This window comes from Falsirhodobacter xinxiangensis (assembly GCF_004959935.1).
Classification (GTDB): Bacteria; Pseudomonadota; Alphaproteobacteria; order Rhodobacterales; family Rhodobacteraceae; genus Falsirhodobacter; species Falsirhodobacter xinxiangensis.
On record NZ_SMYN01000011.1, the window covers coordinates 38,993 to 57,217 of the forward strand.

The window sequence follows — 18,225 nt, forward strand, 5'->3', positions numbered from 1 at the left end:
CACGAAGGTAGGCGGAATATGACAGGCGGTAAGTCGGGGCGGATTCTCTGTGCTGCTCTGCTGGCGGCGCTGCTCGCAGGTTGCGGTGCCAGAGAGAGCGAGGTCGAGAATCTGGAAGGCATGACCGCCGAACAGATCTACCGCAAGGGCGAGTATTCGCTGGAAACCGACAACAAGCCCGACGCCGCGATTCGCTACTTCTCGGAGGTCGAGCGGCTTTATCCCTATACGGAATACGCCAAGCGGTCGCTGATCATGCAGGCGTTTTCCTATCACAAGGCGCGGGAATATGAGAGCGCGCGCGGTGCGGCGCAGCGTTTCCTCGACTTCTATCCCGGCGACAAGGATGCGGCCTATGCGCAGTATCTTCTGGCGCTGTCCTATTACGACCAGATCGACGAGGTTGGCCGCGACCAGGGCCTGACCTTCCAGGCGCTGCAATCGCTGCGCACGGTGATCGAGCAATATCCGGACAGCGAATATGCCCGCCCCGCGATGCTTGAATTCGACCTCGCCTTCGACCATCTGGCCGCCAAGGAAATGGAGATCGGACGTTTCTATCTGAAACGCGGCAATTACGCGGCGGCGGCGAACCGTTTCCGCGTGGTGGTCGAACAGTTCCAGACCACGTCCCACACGCCCGAGGCGCTGCACCGGCTGGTCGAAAGCTATCTTGCGCTGGGCCTGAATGCCGAAGCGCAGACTGCGGCGGCGATCCTTGGATACAACTACCAGTCCTCGCCCTTCTATGACGACAGCTTCCGCCTGCTCAAAGGCAAGGGGCTGGCACCCGAGGCGCAGGAGACGGGCTGGCTGGGTCAGGTCTATCGCCAGATGATCCGGGGTGAGTGGCTGTAAGTGCTTCGCACGCTCGACATCCGCGACATGCTTATCATCGACCGGCTGTCGCTGTCGTTCCAGCCCGGTTTGAACGTCCTGACCGGGGAAACCGGGGCGGGGAAGTCGATCCTGCTGGATTCGCTCGGCTTCGTGCTGGGCTGGCGGGGACGGGCGGAACTGGTCCGGGCCGGGGCGGAAAAGGGCGAGGTGACGGCGGTTTTCGATCTGACGCCCGCCGCCCGCGCCGTGCTGGAAGATGCGGGGATCGAGGCCGAGGATGATCTGATCCTGCGCCGCGTGAACCATGCCGACGGGCGCAAGACCGCTTGGGTGAACGACCGCCGCGTCTCGGGCGAGGTGCTGCGATCGCTGTCGGATCTGTTGGTGGAACTGCATGGCCAGCATGACGACCGCGGCCTTCTGAACCCGCGCGGGCATCGGCAGATGCTGGACAGCTTCGCGGGTGCCGATCTTGGCCCGGTGCGTCGCGCGTGGTCGGGCGTGTCCTCCGCGCGCCGCGCGCTGGCCGAGGCGGAGGCCGCGCTGGCCGCGATCCGGGCCGAGGAGGAATTTCTGCGCCACGCCGTCGCGGAGATGGACAAGCTGGACCCGCAACCCGGCGAGGAAGCCACGCTCGATACCCGCCGCCGCGCGATGCAGGGGGCGGAGCGTATCCGCGCCGACATCGTCCGCGCGCATCAGGCCCTGTCCGAAGGGGCCGAGGGCATGCTGATCGACGCGAACCGCTGGCTGGAGGGCGCGTCCGAGAAAGCCGAGGGGCGGCTGGAAGGCGCGCTGGCGGCTTTGGGCCGGGCGATGGCGGAACTGTCCGACGCGCAGGCCGGGGTCGAGGAGTGCCTGAGCGCGCTGGACTTCAACCCGGCAGAGCTTGAGGCGCTGGAGGAGCGGCTGTTCGCGATCCGCGCCTTGGCCCGCAAGCATGGCGTGCTGCCCGACGAATTGGGCGGCTTTGCCGAAGACCTTCGCGCCCGGCTGGCGGCGCTGGATGGCGGCGCAAAGAACGTGGCCGATCTGCACCGCGCAGTGACCGAGGCGGAGGCCGGTTATGACGCCGCCGCCAAGGCGCTGACGGCGCAGCGGGCCGACGCGGCTGGGCGGCTGGATGCGGCGATGGCGGCGGAACTTGCGCCGCTGAAGATGGAGCGGGCGGTGTTCAGCACCGTGATGGAACCCGCCGATCCGGGGCCGGAGGGGCGCGATGCCGTGGCCTTCACCGTTGCGACCAACCCCGGCGCGCCTGCGGGGCCGCTGAACAAGATCGCCTCGGGCGGGGAGTTGTCGCGGTTTTTGCTGGCGCTGAAGGTCTGCCTGACCGGCGACAATCCCGAAGCGACGATGATCTTCGACGAGATCGACCGCGGCGTTGGCGGGTCCACCGCCAATGCCGTCGGGCGGCGTCTGCGCGCGCTGGCCGAGGGCGGTCAGGTGCTGGTCGTGACGCACTCGCCGCAGGTCGCGGCCTTGGGCGCACATCACTGGCGCGTGCAAAAACAGGTGAAGGACGGGATGACCACATCGACCGTCGTGCCGCTGAACCCCGATCAACGGGTCGAGGAAGTCGGCCGGATGCTGGCCGGCGATACGATCACCGAGGCCGCGCGCGAGGCTGCGCGCGACCTGCTGGCGGGTTAGGCGACTTCGGCGAAGACCTTCTTCAGCGCCTCTTCAAGCTTGCCGAACATCTCGTCCAGATGCGCCTCGGTGCAGATGAAGGGCGGGCAGAGGACGATGCTTTGCCCCAGCGGGCGGCAGATCAGCCCGTGATCGGTGCAGGTATTGGCGATGCGTTCGGACACCGAGAGATTGCCGGGGAAGGGGGTCTTCGTCGCCTTGTCCTGCACAGCCTCCAACGCCCCCATCAGGCCCTTGCCGCGCCATTCGCCGATGTTCGGGTTCTGCGACAGGTATTCCAGCCCCGCCTCGAATTTCGGGGTCAGGCGGCGGACGTTTTCCAGCAGCCCTTCGTTCACCACCAGATCGATCGCCTTCAGCGCGATGGCGCAGCCGACCGGATGGCCCGAGGCGGTGAAGCCGTGCGGAAACTCCTCGATCGCTTCGGCGGCGGCTTGCAGACGGTCGGTCAGGTCAGGGCCAAGGATCACCGCCCCCATCGGGAAATAGCCCGCCGTCAGCGCCTTGGACGAGATGATCGCATCCGGCACGAATTCATAGGTCTGGCAGCCCCAGAGGTTGCCGGTGCGGCCAAAACCGGTGATGACCTCGTCCGCGACCAGTGGGATGCCATAGCGTTGCAGCACCGCCTGAACGGCCTGAAAATACCCTTTGGGGGCCGGGATCACGCCGCCCGCACCGATGACGGGTTCGGCGAAGAACCCGGCGATGGTGTCCGGGCCCTCCTTGATGATGGTCGCCTCCAACTCGCGGGCAAGGCGCTGGACGAACTGTTCCTCGCTCTCGCCCTCGTGGCCCATGCGCCAGTAATGCGGGCTGCCGACTTGGATGAACCCGGGCAGCGGCAGGCCGAAGACGGAGTTGTAGGGCTTGCCCGTCATGGACGCCGAGACGGCCGTGACGCCGTGATAGCTGTTCCACCGCGTGATGATCTTGCGGCGCTGCGGCTGGCCTTCGGAACCCGCAAGGAACCACAGCATCTTGACCAGCGTGTCGTTCGCCTCGGACCCCGAATTGGTGTAGAAGACTTTGCCGCGTTCGAAAGGCGAAACCTCGATCAGCTTTTCCGACAGCATCACGGTCTGGTCGGACATGCGCCCGAAAAAGGCGTGATAGCCGGGAAAGCGGTCGTATTGCGCCTTGGCCGCCTCGGTCAGACCGGGGTGATCGAAGCCCGCGACCATGTTCCAAAGGCCGGAATTGCCATCCAGATACTGCCGCCCGTGGGTGTCGAAGATATACGGCCCCTCGCCATGCGTCAGAACCACGGCGCCCCGTTGTGCGACCGAGGGCAGGTCGGTGAAGCCATAGAACGAATATTCGTCAGCCCGCGATTCCCAGGAATTCATGGCATATCCTCTGCTGTTTCCAACAGGCTATCCGCGCGGCCTTGCGGGGGCAATCACAGACCCAGACGGTCGCGCATCGAATACCACGTCATCGCCAGCACCAGCAGCGGCCAGCGCAGCGCCGCGCCGCCGGGGAAACGGTGCTGCGGCAGGCGGGCCATCAGATCGAACCGTTCGGCATTGCCTGCCACGGCTTCGGCGATCACGCGGCCCGCCATCGTCGCCATCGCCACCCCATGCCCGGAATAGCCGGAGGCGGAGAAGACGTTCGCATCCGGCCGGGTGAAGCAGGGCATCCGGTTCATCGTGATCCCCAGCGTGCCGCCCCATGCGTAGTCGATCCGGGCGTCCTTCAGCTGCGGGTAGACCTCCAGCAGCGGTTTGCGGACCGTCTTGGCGATGTCGGGGAAACGGTAGCCATAGCTCTCGCCGCCCCCGAACAGCAGCCGCCCGTCATCCGACATGCGCCAGTAATTCACCACGAACTTGGTATCGGCAACCGCCACCGGCTGCATCAGCCCCGGCAGCGGCTCGGTCGCGATGATGAAATTGTTGATCGGCATGACCTTGGCCGCGACCTGTCGCTCAAGATCGCCAAGATAGGCGTTGCAGGCGAGGATGACGTGATCGGCGCGGATGGTCGCCCGGTCGGTGGCGACGGTCGTCCCCGTCCGCGCGGTCACGGTGCTGCGCTCGTGGATGCGGACGCCTGCATCCGCTGCCGCCCGGGCAAGGCCCAGCGCGAAGTTCAGCGGGTGGATATGCCCCGCCCCCCGGTCGATATCGCCGCCCTTGTAGATGCCGGTGCCGATCATCGCGGCCAGTTCGACCTGGTCCAGCGGCTGCACCTGATCGTAGCCATAATCGCGCGACAGCTTTTCGGCATAGGCGCGCGCATGGGCGACTTCGCTGTCATGGCGGCAGGCATGGGCGATGCCGGGGCGGAAGGTGACCGGCATCGCGTGATCGGCGATCAGGCGGCGGACCAGCGCCTTGGCATCCTCTCCCATCGTCCACAGCTTGCGGGCATCGTCGAGGCCCACCATCTTTTCCAGCGCGTCCTGTTCCAGACGCTGGCCCGAACCGACCTGACCGCCATTTCGCCCCGATGCGCCGAAGCCGACGCGATGCGCCTCCAGCAACACCACGTCGTAGCCGCGCTGCGCCAGATGCAGCGCCGCCGACAGGCCGGTATAGCCGCCGCCGATCACGCAGACATCGGCGCGCATATCACCCTCTGCCCGCTCGAACGGGGCAAGGGGCGTGGCCGTCGCCGCATAATAGGACGGCGGGTATTGCCCCGGACGGTCGTTGGCGGTCAGCAGGTTCATACGTTCAGCAGCAGGTGTTCGCGTTCCCACGGGCTGATGACCTGAAGGAACTCTTTGTATTCGTTGCGTTTGACGCTGTCGTAATAGGCGCAGAACTCTGGCCCCAGCACCTCGCGCAGGGCCTCGTTCTCCTCCAGAAGGTCCAGCGCGTCGCCAAGGTTGTAGGGCAGGTCGGTTTCCACGTTATACGCGTCGCCGATACATTCGGGGCGCGGCAGCAGCCCGTTCTTCAGCCCCAGATAGCCGCAGGCCAGCGAGGCCGCGATCCCGAGATAGGGGTTGCAATCCATCCCCGCCAGACGGTTTTCCAGCCGCCGCGCGTCGGGGCCGGAAATCGGGATGCGCAGCCCGGTCGTGCGGTTGTCGCGCCCCCATTCCAGGTTGATCGGCGCGGCGAAGTCGGGAACGTAGCGGCGGTAGCTGTTGACGTAAGGGGCCAGCAGCGCGACGGCGGCGGGCAGGTGGGTCTGCATCCCGGCGATGAAATGCAGGAAGGCCTCGGTCTCGGCCCCCTTGGCGTCGGAAAAGATGTTCTGCCCGGTGGCGCTGTCCACGACCGAATGGTGGATATGCATGGCCGACCCCGGCTCGCCCTCGATCGGTTTGGCCATGAAGGTGGCGAAACAGTCGTGGCGCAGGGCGGCCTCGCGGATCAGGCGTTTGAAGAAGAAGATCTCGTCCGCCAGCTTCACCGGGTCGCCATGGGCAAGATTGATCTCGATCTGGCCCGCGCCGCCTTCCTGAAGGATGCCGTCGATCTCGAACCCTTGCAGTTCGGCGAAATCGTAGATGTCGTCGATGACCTTGCCGTATTCGTCCACCGCCGACATGGAATAGGCCTGCTTGCCCGCGGCACGGCGGCCCGAACGGCCCATGGGCGGGATGATCGGCATGTTCGGGTCGATGTTGCGCGCGACAAGGAAGAATTCCATCTCGGGCGCGACGATGGGGGTCCAGCCTTCGGCGTTGTAAAGCTCCACCACCCGTTTCAGCACGTTGCGCGGGGCGGTGGGGACGGGGTTGCCGGATTGGTCATGCGCATCGTGGATGACCTGAATTGTCACGTCCGCGGTCCAGGGCGCGGCGGTGGCGGTCGAAAAATCCGGCGTCAGGATCATGTCGGGTTCAGTGAAGGCGCCCGAGGGATTGTCCGCCCATTCGCCGGTGATGGTTTGCAGAAAGATCGAGTTCGGCAGGAAGAAACTGGCCTGCCGCGCGAATTTGGACGCGGGCATCGCCTTGCCGCGCGCGACCCCGGCGATGTCCGACACGATGCATTCGACCTCGTCCAATCGGCGGCCCGAGATGAAGTTGCGCGCCGCCTGCGGAAGCTGTTCGGTCCAGTCGGCCATGGCTCACCTCGGCTGTTTGAAGAAATCTGCGATGCGGGCCGCGATGGTGCCCGCACCATTCGGCTGGCCCAGCCGCCCTTCGGCGCGGTCGATCAGCGCATCCGGCACCGTGCCGCGTCCGCGTTTTTCGATCAGCCCGTGCAGGAAACGGTCGTCGAATTCCGGATGGGCCTGCACCGTCAGCGCGCGGTCATCATAGACCAGCGCCGCGTTCTCGCAAAAGCCGGAGCTTCCCAGAACCTCGGCCCCTTCGGGACGCTGGACCACCTGATCCTGATGCCATGCGTTCAACGTAACGGTGTCGCCGCCGAAATCATAATCGGACGGGCCGACCGACCAGCCGCCCGCGAATTTCTCGACCCGCCCGCCCAGCGCCTGCGCGATGATCTGGTGGCCGAAGCAGATGCCGACCAGCGGCACATGCGCGGCATAGATGTCGCGGATGAACGCCTCCAGCGGCGGGATGAAGGCGTGATCCTCGTAGGCACCGTGGCGCGAGCCGGTGATCAGCCAGCCCTCCGCGTCCTGAACCGAGGCGGGAAACTCCATGTCCACCACCTTCCATGTGCGGAAGGTGAAGCCGTAACCCGCCAGCATCCGCGCGAACATGTCGGGATAGTCGCCGCTTGCGGTCTGGAGGTCTTCGGGGGCGTAGCCGGTCTGGAGGATGCCGATAAGCATGTGATTGTCCAAAGGTTGTTCGCCGCCAACCTATTGGCAAGCTCAGACCGTGTCGAGGTAAAGCTCCACCCGCTCCTCGGGCGAGAGTTCGGCGATGTAGTGAAGCTCTTGCCGCTTGGTCAGGGTATAGTTGCGGATCAATTCGCGCGGCAGGATGCGGGGCATGACGGCGCTGGTTTCGAACGCCTGCATCGCGCCTTCCCATGTGGTCGGGATCTGGGCCAGATCCTCCAGCGCATAGGCGTTGCCGGTCACGGGGGCGGGCGGTTCCTCGGCATCCTCGATCCCCGTCAGCGCGGCACCGAGGATCGCGGCCAGCAGCAGATAGGGGTTCACGTCGCCCCCCGCGACCCGGTGTTCGATCCGCCGCGCGGCGGGGCTGCCCGAGGGGATGCGAATGGCGACGGTGCGGTTCTCGTATCCCCATGCGATCGCGGTCGGTGCATGTGCGCCCGGCACCAGCCGGTCATAGCTGTTGGAATGCGGCGCGAAGATCAGCGCAGAATCGTGCATCGCGTTCAGGCAGCCCGCAACGGCGTGGCGCAGCGTATCCGTGCCCTTCGCCCCGCCATCATCGAAGATGTTGCGCCCCTGCGCGTCCAGCACGGAAAAATGCACATGCAGCCCGGACCCGGAATATTCGGGATAGGGTTTCGCCATGAAGCTGGCGGCAAAGCCGTGGCGGCGGGCCAGCCCCTTGACCAGTTGCTTGAACAGCCACGCATCGTCGGCGGCGCGCAGGGCGTCGTCGCAATGCATCAGGTTCACCTCGAACTGGCCGAGGCCCGTTTCGGAGGTGGCGGTGTCGGCGGGAATGTCCATCGCCTCGCACGCGTCGTAAAGGTCGGTGAAGAAGGTGTCGAACGCATCCAGCGCGCGGATCGACAGCGTTTCCGCCGCCTTGCGCCGCTTGCCCGAACGCGGGGAGGGCGGCACCTGAAGCGTCTTGCCGGAATCGTCGATCAGGAAAAATTCCAGCTCCACCGCGCAGACCGGGGTCAGGCCGCGCGCCTTGTAACGGTCCAGCACGGCGCGCAGGGCGTGGCGCGGATCGCCGTCATAGGGGCGGCCATCCTCTCGGAACATCCAGATGGGCAGCAGGGCGGTCGGCGCCTCCAGCCACGGCATCGGCATGAAGCCGCGTTCGGTAGGGCGCAGGATGCCGTCGGCATCGCCCTGTTCGAATACCAGCGGGCTGTCGTCGATATCCTCGCCCCAGATATCGAGGTTCAGCGCGGAATAGGGAAAGCGCGTGCCGTCCTTCACCACCTTGTCGGCAAAGCGGGCGGGAACGCGCTTGCCCCGCGCCTGTCCGTTCAGATCGACTGCTGCCACGCGGATGGTCCGAACTTCGGGGTGTTTGCGCAGCCAGTCTTTCATCACTCACCTTACGATCTGGGGCAGAAGCCTTGCGCGGCGGACCCGCGCGTTGGACGGCACATGCCGGTTCAGCCGCGCATTTACCCGCCCGAACAGCCAGATCAGGATCAGCGTCAGGCAGATGAAATAGAAGGCGACGATGGGATAGGAGACGAACGGGTTGAACGTCTTGCCCGCGAAGAAGCTGGCGTAATAAAGCGCGTCCCCCCGCTGCTGGAACGCCGGGAAGCCCGAGAAGAACACCAGCGTCGTGGCATGGAACAGAAAGATCGCCTCGTTGGTATAGGCGGGCCAGGCGAGGCGCAGCATGGTCGGCCACTGGATGCGGCGGAACTTCTTCCACCCGGTCAGGCCATAGGCATCCGCGGCCTCCAGATCTCCCTTGGGGATCGACCGCAGCGCGCCGAGGAAGATTTCCGCACTATAGGCGGCGGTGTTCAGGAACAGCACCAGCAGCGCCCCGGCCCATGCCTTCGTCACCCAGTCGGTGCCGATGGTCAGCGTGAACAGGCCCAAGGGAAGCTGGATGCCATCGCGCGGCAGCAGCACCAGAAGCTGGTAGGCAAGGAAGAACTGAATGAACAGGGGCGATCCGCGGAAGACGAAGACGAACCAGTCCGCCGGTTTGCGCAGCCAGAGCCGGGACGAACCCTTCGCCAGCGCCAGCCCGATGGCAAGAAAGAACCCCGCCGCCAGCGCCAGCACCCCGAAATAGATGTTCCAGATCAGGCCCGAGCCGATCAGCGTGAATTGCTGGCACAGGTCATACCCCTCGCGCGGGAGAAGCCTTTCGCCATAGCCGAGCGAGCGGAGGCCGTAAGCCTGAACGGTTTCCCAGCAGGTCATGCCAGCGCCCCCTTGCGCTGCGCCTCGCCCGCCGCCGTGGCCTGACCGTGGGTCAGGCGGCGCGTGATGCGGCCCAGCACGATTTCCGAAACGCGGGTCATCAGCAGATAGAAGATCAGCAGCCCAAGGAAATACCAAAGCCGCCAGTCGGGATGGGGATAGCTGTAGGTCTGCGACTTGAACCCGCCCAGCTCGCGCGCCCAATAGACGGCGTCCTGAATCCCAAGGATGAACAAGAGCGGCGTCGCCTTGATCAGGATCAGCCACAGGTTCGACAGGCCCGGCAGCGCATAGATCCACATCTGCGGCACCATGATGCGGCGGAAGACCTGGCCTTGGGTCATGCCGTAGGCCTCGCCGGTCTCCAACTGCGCGCGGGGAACGGCGGACATCGCACCCGCCAGCACATTCGCGGCGAATGCGCCGAAGACGATGGCGAAGGTCACAACCGCCAGTCCGAAGTTGTAGATCTGGTGGATCATCTGCGGCGCGGCGTTGGGCGGGATCTTGGCCTGCGGGCAGACGCGGAACTCAAGCCCCTGACGGATCGGATCGGTCCAGTCGGGGCAGCGCACCTGATGCATCAGCCATTCGAACCCCTGATCCAGCGCGATGATGAAGAAAAGAAAGAACACGATGTCCGGCACGCCCCGGACCATGGCCATATAGCCCTTGCCCAGCCAGCGCAGCGGGGCGGCGGGCGAACGTGCCGCCATCGCCCCGCCGAACCCGAAGGCCAGCGCCACGGGTGCCGTGACGAACAGCAGCACCAGCACGACCAGGAACGATCCATAGAACGAGAAATGCGTTCCCGTCGTCAGATAGCATGACAGCCACTGAAACCCTTCGAGGGTCTTTGGATCGGCGCAATAGGCGAACATCGTGTTCCTTGGATCAGAAGGTCACGCTGTCGGCGCCGAACCACTTCTTCAGCAGCTCGTTCAGCGTGCCGTCATCCTTGACCGTCTGGATGGCGGCATCGAACTTGGCCTTCAGTTCGGTGTCGGATTTGCGGATGCCGAGGCCGATGCCCTCGCCAAGCTGGATCTGTTCGCCCGCCCAGACGAATTCGCCGTTCGATTCGTCCACCACCGGCTTCAGGAAGTCGTTGTCGGCAAAGACGGCATCCGCCTCGCCGTTGCGGACGGCGGCGACGGCTTCGTCCGGGGTCGCGAATTCCAGCAGCGTCGCGTCGGTCTCGGCCACATGGGCGGCCTGGATCGTGTTCACCTGCGCGGCGACGACGCCCGACAGGTCCGCATCCGCCGACGGCGCGGCATAGGCCGAGAAGGTCGCCGGGTAATAGGCCTGCGTGAAGTCGATGACGGCCTTGCGCTCTTCGGTGATGCTCATGCCCGCGGCGATGGCGTCATAGTTGCCCGATTGCAGGTTGGGGATAATGCTGTCCCAATCGGTCGTGACCCATTCACAGGTCAGCTCGGCCGCTTCGCACAGCGAGGTGAACAGCTCCACCTCGAACCCGTCGGGCTTGCCCGCGTCGTTGATGAAGTTGAAGGGAGGGTAGGCCCCCTCGGTCGCGATGCGCACGGTGTCCTGTGCAAGGGCACCGCCGGCAGCCAGAGCGGCAAAGGCGGCGGAAAGGATCAGTTTCTTCATTTTTAGCTCCCTGTAGAGATCAGTGGCCGCCGGCGGAGAGGAAACCGCGCAGGCGGGTGGATTGCGGATTGCCGAAGACGGCCTCGGGGGCGCCCTCCTCCTCGATCCGGCCTTGGTGAAGGAAGATCGTATGGTCGGACACGTCGGCGGCAAGTTTCATGTCATGGGTGACGATGACCATCGTGCGCCCTTCGTCGGCCAGCGCCTTGATGACGCGGATCACCTCCTGCTCCAATTCCGGGTCCAGTGCGGAGGTCGGTTCATCGAACAGAAGCGCACGGGGTTCCATGCACAGGGCGCGGGCGATGGCGGCGCGCTGTTGCTGGCCGCCCGAAAGCTGGGCGGGCCATGCATCGGCCTTATCGCCAATGCCCACCTTCGCCAGATACATGCGCGCCTTTTCCTCCACCTCCGCCTTCGGGCGGCCAAGGACGGTGACGGGCGCTTCCATCACGTTCTGAAGGATGGTCATATGGGACCACAGGTTGAATTGCTGGAACACCATCGACAGGTTCGTGCGGATGCGCATGACCTGCGCCCGGTCGGCGGGCTGGCGCAAAGCGCCGTCTCCGCGCCAGCGGACTGGCTCGCCCTCGAACCGGATCTCGCCCTGCTGGCTGTCTTCCAAGAGGTTGCAGCAGCGCAGAAGCGTCGATTTCCCCGACCCGGACGATCCGATGAGCGAGATGACATGCCCGCGCGGGGCCGTCAGATCGACGCCCTTCAGCACCTCCAGATTGCCGTAGGATTTGTGCAGGTTCCGGATTTCGATAACCGGGGCAGGGGCGTTGGTCACGTTCACTCGCTCGTCGCGCTGGGCTTATGGGGAAAGTAGGGCGCAGAATTGGCCACAATGCAACGCGTAAGGCATTGCCGTCGGGTCAAATCCGCGAAGGGCTGCGTTTATTGCCCTTCGGCGCGGCGTCTGGCGATGGCGCTGTCCTGATCGCTGATCCCCAGAAGCGACGAGACGAGGCGCAGCAACTGATCCTCGTTGTCGTCGCGCCCATCGGCCAGCGCGACCGCCCACAGCGCCTGCATCAGGCTGTCGCGATCCTCGACCGCGACGGCATCCTTCAGCGCGCGGGTGAAGCGGACGGTGTCGGGGGCCTCGGCCTCCAGCGCCTCGGCCTGGCTGCGCAGGGCCTGCGCGTCCGTGGGCGTCAGCCCGTGGCGGTGGGCCAGCACCCTGTCGATCCGCGCAACTTCGGCCTGCGAGTAGTTTCCGTCGGCACGGGCGATGCGCACCAGAAGGGCAGCCAGCGCAAGGCGGCTGTCAGGTTCCGGCAGACGGCGCGGCGACGGGGCGGTAAGGCTGCGGATCAGGGCTTCGAACATGGCAGCGTATGTGGCGCAAACCGCCCCGGAAATCTAGGCAAAAAGGCGTGAGAGGCGTTTTGCCTCATCCGCCGTGCCATAGGGCGGATTGATGACGAACATGCCCGATCCGATCATCTTGTGTCCCTCGCGCACGGGGGGGAAACGGACCTCGTGCCGCAGGGCGTCGGGGAAGCGTTCGGACAGTTCCGCCAGCATTCCGATATGGGCGGCATTGGCCAGCAGCGGATACCAAAGAGCGATGGTGCCCACGTTCCATTTCCTTGCCACGGCGGCGATGTGCTTCGGGATTGCGTCGTAATCGGCCTTCACCTCATACGAGGGGTCGATCAGCATGAACCCCCGGCGCGGGGTCGGGGGCGTCGCCGCGATGGCGAATTCATAGCCGTCGCGCTTGTGGATATTCGCGCCCCAACGTCCCATCACATCGGTCAGCGCGGCATGTTCCTGCGGGTGCAGTTCCGCCAGATGCAGCGCGTCGCCGTCGCGCAGGCACAGCGCGGCCAGCAGCGGCGATCCGGGATAGGCGGTCTTGCCATGCAGCTCGCGCACCGTTGCAAGATGCCGGATATAGGGGTGATCCTTGGGGAATGCCTTGGCCAGCGCCGCGATCCCCTTTTCAGCCTCGCCGGTCTTCACGGCCTCGGCAGCGTCGAGGTGATAGAGCGCGCGGCCAGAATGCGTCTCGATATAGCTGATCGGCTTGTCCTTCTGCGCCATGTAATCCAGCATGAAGCAAAGCAGTGCATGTTTCTGCACGTCTGCAAGATTTCCGGCGTGATAGATGTGTTGATAGGACAGCATGAGCCGTGCCTACCGGCTGGCGCGCGCAAAGGAAAGTAACAATCGTAATGCGATTGGGGTTGGAATCGGTGCAAGATTGCGCTAACGCGGCCTGTCTAACAACACCGGATCAATCCTATGACCGATATCACCTCGCCGGGGCCGACGGCCACGCAGCCGCTGAACAAGCCTTCGCGCGTGCTGGCGGCAAGCCTGATCGGCACGACCATCGAATTCTATGACTTCTACATCTATGCCATTGCGGCGGTGCTGGTGTTCCCGGCGCTGTTCTTCCCCGGCACGGATGACATGACGGCGCTGCTGGCATCCTTTGCCACCTTCTCCATCGCGTTCTTTGCGCGGCCCTTCGGCGCGATCGTGTTCGGCCATTTCGGCGACCGGATCGGACGCAAGGCGACGCTGGTGGCGGCGCTTCTGACGATGGGTATTTCCACCGTCATCATCGGGCTGCTGCCGACCCACGCCACCATCGGCGTCTGGGCACCGCTGTTCCTGGCGCTGTGCCGGTTCGGTCAGGGCTTCGGCCTTGGCGGTGAATGGGGCGGGGCGGTGCTGATGGCGACGGAGAACGCACCTCCGGGCAAGAAAAGCTGGTATGGCATGTTCCCGCAACTGGGTGCGCCGGTCGGGCTGTTCCTGGCCTCGTTGGTGTTCCTGTTCATCCTGTATTTCGCGCCGAACGAGGGTGCGAACGAATGGATCGCCCAAAGCGGCGTGTGGCGTGCGCCGTTCCTCGCCTCGTCGCTGTTGATCTTCATCGGGCTTTGGGTGCGTCTGTCGATCACCGAAACGCCGGACTTCCAGAAGGCGATCGAGCGGGACGAACGCGTCGCCGTTCCGGTGGCCGAGGTGTTCAAGAGCCACAAGCGCAGTCTGATCCTCGGCACCTTCGTCGCGCTGGCGACCTTCGTGCTGTTCTACATCGGCTCGGCTTATCTTCTGTCCTACAACACGCGCATCGTCGGGATGCCGCTGGTTCGCGCGCTGGAGATCCAGGTGCTGGGTTCGGTCGTGTTCGGTCTGACCATCCCGGTTTCGGCGCTGCTGGCCGACCGCTATGGTCGGCGCGAGGTTCTGACGGTGACGACGATCCTGATCGCCGTGTTCTCGTTCGCGCTTGCGCCGCTGTTGCAGGCGGGTCTGGGCGGAACGCTGGTCTTCGTGGTGATCGGTCTGGCGCTGATGGGGATGACCTATGGCGTGATCGGCGCTGCGCTGGCGGCTCCCTTCCCCACGCGGGTCCGCTATACCGGGTCGTCTCTGACCTTCAACTTCGCGGGCATCTTCGGCGCGTCGCTGGCGCCCTATGCCGCGACCTATCTGAACGCGAATTATGGGTTGCACGCGGTCGGGTATTACCTCTGTGCCGCGGCGTTGATCACGCTGCTGTGCATCTGGGGGTCCCGGAAGGGCGAAGTCTGAAAACGAAGGCCGCCCCTCGGGGCGGCCTTTTTCATTCGCGCCAGGCGTCGCCGACCCATGGTGTCGGCTTCATCCAGTGCCGCAGATAGCGCCACGTGGACCCGTCGTGATGCGGCCCTTTGAACGTATGCGACAGGTGCTTGCCAAGGCTCCACCCCTCGCGCTCCAGCCAGCCGCCCTTGATCGCCTGTTCGGGAAAGACGCCGCCGGGAAAGATCACGATCCGCGCATCCTTCGGCAGCCGCGGCGTCAGGGCGAAGTTCAGCGGGAAGGGCGGGATGCACTGATACCGGAAGTGCCGCACCCATGCCTTGGGGAACAGGTCCACCCCGCCCGGCGCGTTGCGGGTGACGAAGCGCTGCTCCCAGACATATTCCTCGGCGATGGCTTGGGCGTTCGCGGCGAATTTCGCCTGCATCGGGGCCAGCTTGCCGACAGGAAAGCGGAAGACGGATGTCTGGCCCAGCCGCTCGAACGGTTTGGCGGGGTTGCGCGACAGGATCACCTGATCGGGATCGCCATAGGTGAAGAAATCGTCAAGGCTGCCGGTGATGACCAGATCCAGATCCATGAACAGGACCGGACCTTCCAGCGTGCCGAGGCGTTCCCCCCACAGCCGCGACTTCGGCCAGATGCCCTTTTTCGTGACCGGCAGTTTATAGTCGATTTCCGGCAAAGGCTGGCAATCGACCTCGGGGCGGATGCCGGTCGGATCATCGCAGAAACAGGTGAAGCTGAAGGGCGGCGTGATGTTGCGCGCCACCATCGCATAAAGGCGGTTGATGAAGGGGGGGCCGTATTTGGTGCCCCAGTTGATGCAGATGATCTGTTTCTTCATCGTGGTCTCCTTGCCATCACCCGAAATGACGGCAAGGAGCGCGGAAGTCAAACAAGGCGGCTTGCGTCCATCGCAGCGCGCACGAAGCCCGAGAACAGCGGGTGCGGCGCGAAGGGCTTGGATTTCAGCTCCGGATGGAATTGCACGCCGATGAACCACGGGTGGTCCTTCAGTTCCACGATCTCGGGCAGGCGGCCATCAGGCGACATCCCCGAGAAGGTCAGACCGCAAGCCTCGAGCTGGTCGCGATAGGCGATGTCCACCTCGTAGCGGTGGCGATGACGCTCCTCGATCTCGGTCGCGCCATAGACCTTGGACACCAGCGAGCCTTCCTTCAGCGCGGCGGTATAGGCGCCCAGACGCATGGTGCCGCCCTTGTCATCGCCGACCTTGCGTGCAACGACGTGGTTGCCCTGCACCCATTCCTTCAGGTGATAGACGACCGGGGTGAAACGCTTCTTGCCGTGTTCATGGTCGAACTCCTCCGACCCTGCATCCGTCACCTTGGCAAGGTTGCGCGCCGCTTCGATCACGGCCATCTGCATGCCCAGACAGATGCCAAGATAGGGGATGTTCTTTTCGCGGGCGAATTGCGCCGCCTTGATCTTGCCCTCAGTCCCACGCTCGCCAAAGCCGCCGGGGACGAGGATCGCGTTGAAATTGGACAGGAACGGCGTGGGATCGTCATTCTCGAACAGTTCGGCGTCGATCCATTCGGCCTTCACGCGGGTGCGGTTGGCCATGCCGCCATGAGTCAGCGCCTCGGCGATCGACTTATACGCATCCTCAAGCTGGGTGTATTTGCCGACGATGGCGACGCGGACCTCGCCCTCGGCATTCTCCAGCCGGTCCATCACGTCGGTCCAGCGGTCGAGGTTGGGTTTCGGCGCGGGGGAAATCCCGAACGCGTCCAGCACAGCCTGATCGAAGCCTTCGCGGTGATAGGCGAGTGGGGCCTCATAGATCGTCTTCAGATCCGGCGCGGCGATCACGGCTTCCTTGCGGACGTTGCAGAACAGCGCGATCTTCTCGCGCTCCTTCTCCGGGATCGGATGTTCGGACCGCAGCAGCAGCACGTCGGGCGCGATGCCGATCGACCGCAGTTCCTTGACCGAGTGCTGGGTCGGTTTCGTCTTCAACTCGCCCGAGGCGGTGACATAAGGCAGCAGCGTCAGGTGGGCGAAGATGCACTGGCCGCGCGGCTTGTCCTGCGCGAACTGGCGGATCGCCTCGAAGAAGGGCAGCCCTTCGATGTCGCCGACAGTGCCGCCGATCTCGCACAGCATGAAATCGACCTCATCCTCGCCCACGGCAAGGAAGTCCTTGATCTCGTTCGTGACGTGGGGAATCACCTGAATCGTCTTGCCAAGGTAATCGCCGCGGCGTTCCTTCTCCAGCACCGTGGAATAGATGCGGCCCGAGGACACGCTGTCGGTCTTGCGCGCGGCAACGCCGGTAAAGCGTTCGTAATGGCCAAGGTCGAGGTCGGTCTCCGCCCCGTCATCGGTCACGAAAACCTCGCCATGTTCGAACGGGCTCATCGTGCCGGGATCGACGTTGAGGTAGGGGTCCAGCTTGCGCAGACGGACGGTATAGCCGCGGGCCTGCAAAAGCGCGCCCAAGGCAGCCGAGGCAAGGCCCTTGCCCAAAGAGGACACCACGCCGCCGGTGATGAATACGTATCGCGCCATGCGTGGTTGCTCCCGTGAGAATGCATTTCAAGGTTGCGATTCGGAACTCCGGAAACGCAACATCACGGGAGTCGGGATATAGCCGAGGGTGGACCCCTTCGCAACCCGACACCCGCAAAACGGTGTCTGGCGGGCAGGTCGCCCGCCGATGTGTGGTGGATCAGTTGGCCGGAGTTTGCGGAACCGCCGGGGCCGCATCGTCCGCGCGCGGCGGGGTCAACGGCTGTGCGTTCGGCGTGGGGGGCAGCAGGTCGCTGCCTGCCGGGGCGGTCGTGTCGGGCTGGCCGGGGGCCTGTCCACCGATCTGGTCGATGACCGAACCGCCGCCCGAACCTGCCGCCGCCAGAACCGTCAGCGCGATCGAGGTGCAGATGAACGCCGCCGCCAGAACCCAGGTCGCGCGGGTCAGCGCGTTCGCCGCCTGCCGCCCGGTCATGGCGCCACCGCCACCGCCGCCGCCCATGCCAAGCCCGCCGCCTTCCGACCGTTGCAGCAGCACGACCCCCACGAGCAGGAGCGCGAGGATCAGGTGAACGGTGAGGATGACGTTTTCCATACGGAGCCGGGCCTTCGGATGATGACGCGCCTATCTAGAATCAAGAGGGCGCGCCCGCAACCCTTAATGCCCTATCCCCGGCGCAAGGCCGCAGCGATCAGGCGCGAAAGGCGCGCGCGGGTCGCGTCGCATTCGGTTGCCGAGCGGTCCAGCCCGTCGGCGATCTGAAGCCTGTCCGCCGCGCTTTGTGCTTCGGTCAGGCCAGTGATGATCGACACGGCCGCGCGCCGCGTTTCGATCAGTTCCCGTTCAAGGTCGATGATGCGTTGATCTTCCGGCACGGCAGGGCTTCCGCTGGCAGTCATTAAGATGCGACAGAAATACGACGCGCCGATGCGGCCTGCCACTAGGCTTTTCCGGCATGTCCGGAAAGCCGCCGATCGGCCCGTCGATTTCCCTGCGACGCTTGCGAAATCCGTGGTATGAGAACGGCATTTGAACCCGTGACCTTTTTACCGAGTATAGATCATGACGTTTCCGTTCGCGTCTTTCCTGCGCATCTTCTGGATGCGCACGACTGCAACCCC

18 protein-coding genes are annotated in these 18,225 nt (G+C 64.7%); 3 read left to right on the plus strand and 15 right to left on the minus strand.

Features of this window, described 5'->3' with window-relative positions; genetic code table 11:
- Nucleotides 1–18 precede the first annotated feature (18 nt).
- Nucleotides 19–858: an outer membrane protein assembly factor BamD gene (locus tag E2K76_RS13540; RefSeq protein WP_136684887.1), complete on the plus strand. Its 840-nt coding sequence runs from the start codon at nt 19–21 to the stop codon at nt 856–858.
- Nucleotides 859–2,493, plus strand: coding sequence for a DNA repair protein RecN (recN, locus tag E2K76_RS13545; protein WP_136684888.1), 1,635 nt, complete (start codon nt 859–861; stop codon nt 2,491–2,493).
- On the opposite strand, the gene E2K76_RS13550 is transcribed toward recN, so the two are convergent.
- The 11 genes from E2K76_RS13550 to rlmJ all read right to left on the minus strand — a co-directional run bounded on the left by E2K76_RS13550 (nt 2,490) and on the right by rlmJ (nt 13,191).
- A complete protein-coding gene (locus E2K76_RS13550; RefSeq protein ID WP_136684889.1) occupies nt 2,490–3,842 on the minus strand; it encodes an aminotransferase in 1,353 nt (450 codons plus the stop codon). The two genes, recN and E2K76_RS13550, sit on opposite strands and share 4 nt — an antisense overlap.
- 53 nt (nt 3,843–3,895) lie before the next feature.
- Entirely contained in the window at nt 3,896–5,173 is a 1,278-nt protein-coding gene (locus tag E2K76_RS13555; RefSeq protein WP_136684890.1) for an NAD(P)/FAD-dependent oxidoreductase, read from the minus strand.
- The gene (locus E2K76_RS13560; RefSeq protein WP_136684891.1) at nt 5,170–6,525 is read right to left on the minus strand and encodes a glutamine synthetase family protein; all 1,356 of its coding nucleotides are present in this window, start codon (nt 6,523–6,525) and stop codon (nt 5,170–5,172) included. The genes E2K76_RS13555 and E2K76_RS13560 overlap by 4 nt, the downstream gene beginning before the upstream one ends.
- A gap of 3 nt (nt 6,526–6,528) precedes the next feature.
- Nucleotides 6,529–7,206: a type 1 glutamine amidotransferase gene (locus E2K76_RS13565; RefSeq protein WP_136684892.1), complete on the minus strand. Its 678-nt coding sequence runs from the start codon at nt 7,204–7,206 to the stop codon at nt 6,529–6,531.
- Between the two features lie 42 nt (nt 7,207–7,248).
- Nucleotides 7,249–8,586 carry a glutamine synthetase family protein gene (locus E2K76_RS13570; protein WP_136684893.1) on the minus strand — a complete coding sequence of 446 codons (1,338 nt, stop codon included), beginning with the start codon at nt 8,584–8,586 and terminating at the stop codon, nt 7,249–7,251.
- 3 nt (nt 8,587–8,589) lie between these two features.
- Complete coding sequence (locus E2K76_RS13575; RefSeq protein WP_136684894.1) at nt 8,590–9,432, minus strand: ABC transporter permease; 843 nt, start codon at nt 9,430–9,432, stop codon at nt 8,590–8,592.
- On the minus strand, nt 9,429–10,313 hold the full coding sequence (locus E2K76_RS13580; protein WP_136684895.1) for an ABC transporter permease: 885 nt from the start codon (nt 10,311–10,313) through the stop codon (nt 9,429–9,431). The genes E2K76_RS13575 and E2K76_RS13580 overlap by 4 nt, the downstream gene beginning before the upstream one ends.
- Nucleotides 10,314–10,326: 13 nt before the next feature.
- Complete coding sequence (locus tag E2K76_RS13585; RefSeq protein ID WP_136684896.1) at nt 10,327–11,049, minus strand: transporter substrate-binding domain-containing protein; 723 nt, start codon at nt 11,047–11,049, stop codon at nt 10,327–10,329.
- A gap of 19 nt (nt 11,050–11,068) precedes the next feature.
- Nucleotides 11,069–11,845, minus strand: coding sequence for an ABC transporter ATP-binding protein (locus E2K76_RS13590; RefSeq protein ID WP_169053311.1), 777 nt, complete (start codon nt 11,843–11,845; stop codon nt 11,069–11,071).
- Nucleotides 11,846–11,952: 107 nt separating this feature from the next.
- The gene (locus E2K76_RS13595) at nt 11,953–12,387 is read right to left on the minus strand and encodes a tellurite resistance TerB family protein (RefSeq protein WP_136684898.1); all 435 of its coding nucleotides are present in this window, start codon (nt 12,385–12,387) and stop codon (nt 11,953–11,955) included.
- 33 nt (nt 12,388–12,420) lie between these two features.
- Nucleotides 12,421–13,191 (minus strand): 23S rRNA (adenine(2030)-N(6))-methyltransferase RlmJ, encoded by a 771-nt coding sequence (gene rlmJ, locus E2K76_RS13600; RefSeq protein WP_136684899.1) that lies wholly within the window; start codon nt 13,189–13,191, stop codon nt 12,421–12,423.
- A gap of 117 nt (nt 13,192–13,308) precedes the next feature.
- Here rlmJ and E2K76_RS13605 point away from each other — a divergent pair, with 117 nt between their 5' ends.
- The gene (locus tag E2K76_RS13605) at nt 13,309–14,613 is read left to right on the plus strand and encodes an MFS transporter (protein ID WP_136684900.1); all 1,305 of its coding nucleotides are present in this window, start codon (nt 13,309–13,311) and stop codon (nt 14,611–14,613) included.
- A gap of 31 nt (nt 14,614–14,644) precedes the next feature.
- Here the strand turns inward: E2K76_RS13605 and E2K76_RS13610 are convergent, their stop codons facing one another.
- The 4 genes from E2K76_RS13610 to E2K76_RS13625 form a co-directional block, all read right to left on the minus strand.
- On the minus strand, nt 14,645–15,451 hold the full coding sequence (locus E2K76_RS13610) for a glycosyl transferase (RefSeq protein ID WP_136684901.1): 807 nt from the start codon (nt 15,449–15,451) through the stop codon (nt 14,645–14,647).
- A 47-nt stretch (nt 15,452–15,498) separates the two neighbouring features.
- Complete coding sequence (locus E2K76_RS13615; RefSeq protein WP_136684902.1) at nt 15,499–17,142, minus strand: CTP synthase; 1,644 nt, start codon at nt 17,140–17,142, stop codon at nt 15,499–15,501.
- Nucleotides 17,143–17,302: 160 nt separating this feature from the next.
- Nucleotides 17,303–17,698 (minus strand): preprotein translocase subunit SecG, encoded by a 396-nt coding sequence (gene secG, locus E2K76_RS13620; protein ID WP_136684903.1) that lies wholly within the window; start codon nt 17,696–17,698, stop codon nt 17,303–17,305.
- A 71-nt stretch (nt 17,699–17,769) separates the two neighbouring features.
- Nucleotides 17,770–17,979 carry a hypothetical protein gene (locus tag E2K76_RS13625; protein WP_136684904.1) on the minus strand — a complete coding sequence of 70 codons (210 nt, stop codon included), beginning with the start codon at nt 17,977–17,979 and terminating at the stop codon, nt 17,770–17,772.
- Between the last annotated feature and the right edge of the window lie 246 nt (nt 17,980–18,225).